6 protein-coding genes and 1 tRNA gene are annotated in these 9,106 nt (G+C 41.3%); 2 read left to right on the plus strand and 5 right to left on the minus strand.

Features of this window, described 5'->3' with window-relative positions; genetic code table 11:
- Nucleotides 1-506: 506 nt before the first annotated feature.
- Nucleotides 507-1,418 carry an AraC family transcriptional regulator gene (locus Q0338_RS09180; RefSeq protein ID WP_298086488.1) on the minus strand — a complete coding sequence of 304 codons (912 nt, stop codon included), beginning with the start codon at nucleotides 1,416-1,418 and terminating at the stop codon, nucleotides 507-509.
- A gap of 113 nt (nucleotides 1,419-1,531) precedes the next feature.
- On the opposite strand from Q0338_RS09180, the gene Q0338_RS09185 reads away from it, so the two are divergent.
- Both Q0338_RS09185 and Q0338_RS09190 read left to right on the plus strand, forming a co-directional pair.
- On the plus strand, nucleotides 1,532-3,487 hold the full coding sequence (locus Q0338_RS09185; RefSeq protein WP_298086489.1) for a TonB-dependent receptor: 1,956 nt from the start codon (nucleotides 1,532-1,534) through the stop codon (nucleotides 3,485-3,487).
- An 8-nt stretch (nucleotides 3,488-3,495) separates the two neighbouring features.
- Nucleotides 3,496-4,257: a hypothetical protein gene (locus Q0338_RS09190; protein WP_298086490.1), complete on the plus strand. Its 762-nt coding sequence runs from the start codon at nucleotides 3,496-3,498 to the stop codon at nucleotides 4,255-4,257.
- A gap of 296 nt (nucleotides 4,258-4,553) precedes the next feature.
- Here Q0338_RS09190 and Q0338_RS09195 read toward each other — a convergent pair whose 3' ends face one another.
- The 4 genes from Q0338_RS09195 to Q0338_RS09210 form a co-directional block, all read right to left on the minus strand.
- Nucleotides 4,554-5,720, minus strand: coding sequence for an MFS transporter (locus tag Q0338_RS09195; RefSeq protein WP_298086491.1), 1,167 nt, complete (start codon nucleotides 5,718-5,720; stop codon nucleotides 4,554-4,556).
- 276 nt (nucleotides 5,721-5,996) lie between these two features.
- On the minus strand, nucleotides 5,997-7,484 hold the full coding sequence (locus Q0338_RS09200) for a hypothetical protein (RefSeq protein WP_298086492.1): 1,488 nt from the start codon (nucleotides 7,482-7,484) through the stop codon (nucleotides 5,997-5,999).
- Between the two features lie 835 nt (nucleotides 7,485-8,319).
- Nucleotides 8,320-8,394 (minus strand) — tRNA-Asn (locus Q0338_RS09205).
- A gap of 117 nt (nucleotides 8,395-8,511) precedes the next feature.
- Nucleotides 8,512-9,106 (minus strand): radical SAM protein (locus tag Q0338_RS09210; RefSeq protein WP_298086493.1); only part of this gene is annotated, 595 nt, incomplete at its 5' end.

Consider the following 9,106-nt stretch of genomic DNA (forward strand, 5'->3'; position numbering starts at 1 on the left):
AAATTTCCCTATAAACCAAAATTTACTTTAACTTAATAAAAAATAACAGCTTCTAATTCCATCGTACAGTCTTAGAACTTAATATCATTTATCAAAATATTAAGAACAAATAACCTCTACATAGAACAATATGTTAATACTTACTTAGCAAACTCAAATGAGTTTGCTGTAAGGTCTTGGCAGACGGCCGATATTTTTCTTTGGCCGAGCAAAAGAAAAATATAAAAACTTAGACGAAACTTTATCAATCAAAAAATGATTTTTTGTCAATAAAACGTCTAAGTTTTTCTTCGGAAGCTTTTAACGATCATTCGTTAAAAGCTTATAAATGCTTCCGATTTGCAAGCATAGGCGTACAATATACGCCTTGGTAAGCACTACTGCTAATTTGAGCATATTTTATTTTATATGTGGTCATATCAAATTTGTTATAGTCCCACTAGAAATATTATCTTAACAGGCTTTTGAGAGCCGTCTACGGCAAATTTTTAGACAACCTTGCAAAATCAATAATAATATTTTCTATTTTTCATCAAATTTTTGGGTGCCGTGCCGTAATAATCGCAAAAAAGCTTGCTGAAGTGGCTTTGATTTTTAAAGCCCGTCGCAGCCGAAATTTCGGCGATATTTAGCTCCGAGCCTTGCAGCATCGCCAGCGCTCGCTTCATTCGCTCTTCGCGCAAAAATTCGTAAGGAGTTTGCCCAAACAAACTTTTAAAGCCGACTTTAAGCTTAAATTCGTTCAGCCGCACCTGTTTTGAGAGTTCTTTTATAGACGGCGGATTTTTGATATCTAAGCTCAAAATTTGCTTAGCTTTTTGTAGCGCACTTTTGTCCGCTTCGTCTAGTATAACATGCTTATTTGGGCATTTTAGGCGGCTGAATTCGTTATAAATAAGCTCTAAAATTTTACTTTCTAAAAGCAGTCTTTCAAGCGGCTCGTCGGCGTTTAGCGATAAAATTTGGTTTAATAAAATTTTATTTACGGCGCAGGTGTCGTTTTGCGAGACGAGTTTGTTTGCGCCAAGCTCGATAAGATCGCCGAAATTTGCGCTCATAAACGAGTTTTCTAGGAATAAATTTATTCCCGCATGCGCGCCGCCGTAAATCTCTTGATCCGAGCTTGGTAGATCGACCGAGCTGATCGTGGATAGTCCGCTTTTGTATTCGATTTTGCCATTCGCCGAGCTTAGGCTGATGCCTCCTTGTAGGGTGAAATTTATAAAGCAACCCCGCAAAGCGTGAAAATCGCCGACTATTTTGGTGTCGTCTTTAACATCCATTTTTATCGTGCCGAAGGCTATTTCATCACTTAGTGCGATATTTCTGGCACGGATTTTGACGCCCAGACCCGCTAAAACGCCGTCCTCGCTACTATTAAATTTATCCATAAAAACGTCCGCGGATACAGTGCGCAAATTCTTCCTTTAAATATAAAAATAAATCCGTCATTTATAAATTTCGGGTTGATAATAAATTTCAAAAATATTATACTATCCTTAAAGTAAAGAAATTATAAAAGGAGTCTAAAGTGAGAAAGATTTTGCTTTTAAGCGCGGTTGCGGCGCTAGCGATAGCAGCTCCCGCCGTGAGGCTGGATGAGGTCAGCGTATCGGCTCAAAAGATCGATGAAAACGCTAGCGAGGTAGCGGCTGCGGTGAGCGTGCTGGACGAAAAAGAGTTGCGGCTTAGAGAAACAAAAGATCTAAACGGACTTAGGAGCGTATCGTCAAATTTATCGTTTTTGCAAGGCGGAGGTATTTCGCTTTTTATCATGCGCGGCGTTACGAGCGATTACGCATTTGATAGCCCAAACGTCGGGCTTTATCTGGATGGCGTGAGTTATCTTGGCACTTACGGCAACTACGTATTTTTGGAGGATATCGAGCGTATCGAGATCCTAAAAGGGCCTCAAAGCGCGCTTTACGGCAAAAACGCCTACGCAGGCGTGATAAATGCGGTCTCCAAAGCTCCTACCAACGAACCGCAAGCAAAGATCGGACTAAAGCTTGGCGAGGATAGCCTGCGTGGTATTAGTTTTAGCGCAGGCGGAGCGATAGTAAAGGATAAATTTCTGGCTAGTTTTACCGGTTTTAGCGAAAAGAAAAACGGCTTTATGTATAACGAAAATTTAAACAAAAGCGACGACTACAAAGATGCCCTTTACGGCAAAATTTATTTTAGATTTTTGCCTACGGATGAGCTTACGGTAGATCTTATTCAAAATTATTATAGGATAGCTAACGGCGCGCAAAGATCGAATTTGCCTAGCGCAGCCAATAGAATGCGCTACGCCAACGGCATGGAGGGCGAGGAAAACGCCAAAAACTACGAAGCGTCGCTAAAGGCAGAATATAAATCGGGCGACTATGCGCTCACTTCGCTTACGACTTTTAGGGATTATAAAAACGACAGTAGTTACGACGGCGATCATCGCCCCGCGTCCTTGTTGGACGTGTATTACAAAGAGGACAGAAAGGATTTTACGCAGGAGTTTAGATTTAGCGCCGATAACGCGTATGGCAAATTCGTCCTAGGCGCTGCGGCGGGCGCTACGCAAAGAGACGTGCGAAGTAGCGTAAACAGCGTGATGTTCGGCGGTATTCGCTCGCTGCAAAATAACAAAACCAGAAGTAAAAACTACGGCGTTTTTACGCATAATGAAATTTATCTGCCGCTTGATTTTTCGGTTATTTTGGGAGCTAGATTCGACAAAGATAGGGTCAAATTTCAAAACCGCATGAGCGGTGAAAATTTAAGCGATTCGTATAGCGCGCTATCGCCTAAGATTGGGCTAAAGTATGCTATAAACGATGAGATTATGGCCTATGCTAGCGTATCTAAGGGTTATAAGCCGGGCGGTTTTTGGGCCGCCTCGCCTACGTCTAAAAAATGGTACGATAAAGAAACGATGACTAGCTATGAAGTCGGCGTAAAAGGGGCTTGGGAGCGGGTTGAGCTAGGCGCCGCCGTTTTTCGCGCCGATATCAAAAACAAGCAAGTAGTAAGCGTCATCGTAGCGCCTAATATCACGGTGGCAGAGAACGCCAGCAAGGCTCGCTCTCAGGGCTTTGAGTTTGACGCCGCAACGCTTTTAACGGATGGATTAAAGCTTAGCGCAAATTTGGGATATGCGAAAAGCGTTTTTAAAGACTATAAAGACGCACAGGGCGATTATAGCGGTAAATACGTATATTACGCGCCAAGGCTAACTTATGGCGCAGGGCTTTCGTATGAGGCTCCAAGCGGATTTTACGCGGCGGCATTTTTGCGAGGACAGAGCAAATTTTATACCGATAAGGCCAATGTCGTAGAAAACGCGGGCTACGCGACCGTCGATGCAAAAGTAGGCTTTAATCACAAAAATATCAACGTTTATATTTACGCTAATAATCTTTTCGACAAAGATCACGACGTAAAATACGCCACGATGCACTACCTGTCCGACCCTCGCGAGATCGGCGTAAAATTTGAATATAAATTTTAAGGAAAAAGATGAAAAATTTTAAATTTAAAAGCGGCGAAAATCTAAGCTACGACGACTTTGGTAGCGATTTTAAAGATGTTTTGGTTTATCATCATCCGCTGATGATTTTTCCGCAAAATACCTTGATAAATTTCTGCGATAAAAATCAAATAAGGCTTATTTTGATATATAGAAGCGGGCATTTTAACAGCTCGCTTTTTAGCGCTGACGATAGTTTTTTAAAATTCGCCCTACGCCTAAAAGAGTTTTTCTCAGCGTTAAATTTGGGCGAATTTAGCGTGCTGGGCGAGTCGGTGGGCGCGGCTTACGCCTACGCTACGGCGGTAGCTTGCGAAGAGGCGAAAAGGGTGTTTATACTAAGCGGATTTAACGCCCCGCCCGAGCTTTTGACAAGCTACTCCGACTATGCGCACATAAAGGAAATTTACGATTTCGCTTTGCGTAATACTCCTGAAAATACGGCGCAAATGGCGTGGGAAAAATACGGCTCGCAGGCTAAGGGTGCGCTAAAAGAAGCGATAAAAGCTCAGCTTAACGGCATCGGTTTTGACCTTTGGCTTCAAGCCAGACCGTGGGGATTTGAGCTAAAAGACGTCTCGCAAAGCGTGCTTATGTATCACTCCAGAGCCGACGAGGAAGTGCCTTTTGCCGTCGCTTCGCAAGTGTCGAGGATGCTGCCAAACTGCGAACTAATCGCCGCCCAGGATACGCCTCATCATAGCGCAAAGGCGCTTTTGGATTTTTTAAAGATCATCAAAGAGTGGTTGTAAATTTAGCTTTTGCGTAAATTTTACGAGCCAAATTTGCGCCGTTTTAAGCGTAAATTTAAGCTCGTTTTGCGGTTTTTCTGTTGCGGGTAGGTTTGCTTGATTCGGGATAAATTTACCGCCTTTTTTGCGCCAGAGACTTAAATTCGGCCTTGCGTTCGGGTTAAATTGCGTGCGTTTAATCCGCATTGCCGACGCGGGCTAAATCTGCAAAGCGATTTGCAAAACTCCGCGGAATAAAATTTACGCCGTTTTTTTTGTACTGGACGGCGACTTAAATCCCGCAAAATAGCAATCCGCTAGATAAATTTATAAATCTTTATAAAATAAATTAGGCTCAAAACGCAAAACGCCGCCGCGCCCAGCACGACCGCTCCGTAACCCAACGTCCCCGCCAAAAGCGTTCCGAGATAAAACGAAAATATCTGAAATGTCATATTTAGGCTGCTTTGCACGGCGTATTCGCTAGCGGGTCGCCGTCCCGAGGCACGTTGCATCATCATCGTGGAGATTATCGTCGCTTGCGCCATATATACCGCATACGACGCGCTCGAAGCAAAAAGTACCGACGCGCGGTCCGTCCAGCCGCCGATAGGTAACCAGATGGCCAGGATGCCTAGCGTCTGCATCGCTACGGCGTATAAAAAGGCTCTTTTAGCGCCTAGCTTTTTTACCGCAAAGCCCGCCGCGAGCGCACCCGCGAAGCCAAATATCGTGCCGTATATGTGCAAGACCTCGCCGATATCTTCCAGCTTCCAGCCGATATCTACGAGCATCGGGCTAAGCAGTCCAAACGCCGCGCAGATACCGATAGATTGTACGAAAAGCACGCTAAGCCAAGCCTTTTTGCCCTTAAAAAAGCCAAACATCGCCCTAAAATCCAGCCCCTCGCCGACGTTTACGCGCTCAGGCTCTTTAAAGAAAGCAAGGCTAAGCAAGGAAACCGCTATCAAAGACGTCAAGAATAAATTCGCCTCGCTCCAGCCGAATTTTGCGTAGATTACGAGCGTTAGGCCGTTACCGGATACGTGTCCTATCAATCCGCCGCTAAGCTTGAGGGCGTTTGTGAAGCTTAAATTCGAGCTGTTTGAAATTTTAATAAAAAATGCGTTCGACGTCATCGTCCAGGTGGCCGAGATAAAGGCCAAAAGCACCGCTAAAGCGATTACGGCAGGTAAATCGTCGCGCGGATTTAGAAGCGAAACCGCATATAAAATCGCCAAAGTAAGGCACTGAAAGGCTAGGATAATCTTTTTGTAACCGCCTATTTTTAGCGCTATAGCGTCGATAAACGGCGACCACAAAAAAGCCAAAACTGCGAAAAGTCCAAGCCCTCTAAGCGCGCCGACGCGCTCTAAACTAAAACCGTCTTGACGCAGGATGCTAACGAGCCCCTCGCCGAAAAATCCGATGCAAATAAACTGCGCGATGCAAAGGCTAAGCACAGTTAGCGACCTGTAAAGCAAATTTATCCTTTAATTTTTTAGTTAGATTATATTTAAATGGATAGGTGTTATCAAGAATATTTTGACGTTTAGGGGATAAATTTTTATATTTTAAGAACTTTTGACAAAATTCGCCCGCATCACCAAAGCACAAAAAAGATCTAGGCATATGCTCAGATTTGGTGTAACCAGCTCGCACATTATATAACTTGGTATATGTTGGCAAAAAAGAAGCTTATTAAATATGCTGACTAAAAATTTTGGTAACTTTATATTCGAAATCAAAAACCAATCCAACTAAAAGCCTATCCCCATACCATCTTTGCCGGCTATTTTACTTTTTATTTCATCCTTTATTTCATTTGGTTCGTCATCTAGCAACCTACTAAAATTCGGTATTAAATTGCTTATTTTTAAGATAAAACTAATAACCTTCGTTTTAAAGTTTTCTAATACAGTTAACTTATCCTGTAAATTTTCTATCGTTTTGTCTTTAACTTTTACTTCTCCTTCCAGCTCGGATATTCTTTGATCTTTGCCATTTATAGAAGTTTGTAGTTTAACGATTTGTAGTCGTTTGCTATCGTTGTCTTCCTTTAAGGCATTCTCATTACTTAGCGATACCTCCAGTTCTTCGTTTCTTTGTTTCAAAGACTGATTTGTTTTTTCTTTATATTCTAGGTCTTGATTGACCTTTTCAAGCTCACTTTTTAGTATGTTGCTTTGACTTGCTTTTTGTTTTAATTCGTCTATTTTTTCTTTATCTGCTTCAAAGCTTTTTATTTGATTTTGTAGTTTATTGTTTTCATCTTCTTTTTGGATTAGGTCGGCCGAGAGGTTGCTTATTTGCAAATTTCTATCTTTTATAATTTCATCTTGATTATTTAGATTTGCGTTTATCTCTTTTAGCTTTTTATTCTCTTGGATTAGCTCTTCACTAGATTGCTCTAGTTGACTATTTTTTGCTATTACTTCGCCTTTATTTAAAAGTTGCCTGGTTAATTCCTCGACCGTTTGTTTTAGTTCGCCGTCGGTAATTATGCTTATCTTATTTTGCATTTGCTCTAATACCAAATTTGCAAGATCTTCTACGAAAGCTTTGTTGTCCTGGGCTTCTATTCTAAAATATTCTTTACTGAACATAGGTTTTTCCTTTTTTGTATATTTCTTCACTTCCTTAACTAGGAGTTGCTTTATTTTCTTTTTTAGCTCTTGCTTGTCGTTAAACTCTTTTTCATCTTTGTGCATTTGTTTTAAATTTTTATGTCTTGCCTTGCTGCCTATTTCGCCTCTTAGAGCGACGCCGTCAAATGCTATACCGCCCATTTCTTGCATGCTTCTACCGAATTTTAGCGTTTCGCCCTTGCCGTCAAATCTAAGGTTTTTGTGATTTTCAAATTGGTAATTCGTAAAAATAAGCTGATAATGTTTAGTCTTTTCGTCGTTGTGCTCGCTAATCAATAAACACTTTACGCCGTATTTTGCACAGTATGATCTCGCAAATTTAAGGACTCTGTCAAGCGAAACCTGAACGTTGATAAAATTTGTCTCGGTTTGGCTTAAACCTTCTTTGGGCTCTTTATTCCGATCGGTACCGAAACTTATGACTATTTCAGAAAACCCGACCATATTTTCACGCCAACGATTCTTTACCGCCTTGCCGTTTTTATCAATTTTAGTTTGGGCTTCGTAGTCGGCTTTCATATTTTCGTGATATTCCCTCAAAAGCGCTTTTATGTATTTCTTATCATTAAATTCTTTATCTCCGGCTGCGATCTCTCGCATGTGGCCGTTGTTGTTATACTCGCTAAGCACTATGTATCTATTATTTCGGCTGTTACCCCTAAGATATCCGATCTTAGAGGCGTGCTTAACCTCTCTAACATTGTGCTCATACCTTATAATAGCCTTTTTGAGCGTCAAGAATTCGCTTCTTACACAAAGAACTAGGCTGTGTCCGCCTATTTGAAGGGCATTACTCATTTTTGATCCTTTTCTTTATTATCTACTATAGAAATTAAGAGCATGTTTTAACCCTTTTTTGAAAAATATAAGTCGCAATGTCCGTTATCGCAAACGCTATGCGAGAATTCTTTGCATCTCCCATTTTGATATAACGTGGAATATCCCTGCCCTGCGATATACGAAGATCAAGAGTGGATATACCAATACCAAGAACCGCTGCGGTTTGCTTTCTGTCTAAAACCACCTTTCCTTTATATTGGCTAGATATGTGCCCAAGAAGCGTTTTGTACTCTAGGTCGTTATATAATTCATTAAGCATATTATTTTTCTCCTTTTGCTTAGTTCTTACATAACTAATTACAGCAACTTTTTGTTTACTTTTACATTTTTGAATGATTTTTAAGTAATTTTCGAAAAATTTTTAATACCCTATGGTTCTCTAGGGTATTTTAGAGTAATTGAGAATGAAAAATTGTTTTCCTGTTTTTAAAAACAAAAATAAGGTATCTTAGATTAACTTAGAAAGCTTGGTAAGAAATTGGAATATTAAAAAATTTCGGGAACAAATAGGGAACAAATTTTATAAAACTAAGAAAACTTAAAGTTCTTAAAACGTCGTTAAAATCGGGGTTTAAAAGGGATTTTTATAAGTAAATGGCTCCGGATGCTGGATTCGAACCAGCGACCAATCGGTTAACAGCCGACTACTCTACCGCTGAGCTAATCCGGAATGTTTTAAAAGAAGTCGTATTATAGGCAAAAACGCATCGTTTGTCAATTAAATTTAGCTTAAATTTACTGATGACAAAAATTTAGCTGGTAAAAAGGTAAATTTCCCTCGCAAAAATCACGCAAGTCGGTAAAATTTAGCCCCCGCCGCATCTACTATTTTTATCTTTCCATCCACTAAAAGCTCCTGCAAATTTTGCTTCGAGCTTTCAGAGAAGCTATTTATCACGTCGTTTTCGCTTTGCGGGCGGCGTTTTACTAGCTCAAGTAGCTCCTCTTTGCTAAGTGCGAATTTTTCATCGCCGTATTTTGCCGACGCTATGACGCACGGTACGCCGGAAATTTGCTGCGCAAGCTCACGCAAGAGCTCCTGGCTCACGCCCTTAACCGGATATGCGGGAGGGCGGTCGATAGTGCTTATATCTACGCGGGCTGGTGAAATTTGATTTAGCGCCGCATTTAGCGCCTCAAATTCCACCTTCGTATCGTTTAACCCCTTTACGACCAGGATTTCAAGCACTAGCTCGCCTTTAAATTCTCGCCTAAATTTAGCTATCGCAGCCACTAGCTCGCCGACGCCAATTTTTTCGCCCGAGCGATCTATCCTAGCAAAGGTCTTTTGCACCGCGCTATCAAGGCTAAATTTGACGATATCAAGCCCCTTTAGCGCCTTGCAAATTTTAGGATCGAGTACACCGGCGCCATTTGAAAGG

The sequence above is a fragment of the uncultured Campylobacter sp. genome (assembly GCF_938018145.1).
Taxonomy (GTDB): domain Bacteria; phylum Campylobacterota; class Campylobacteria; order Campylobacterales; family Campylobacteraceae; genus Campylobacter_A.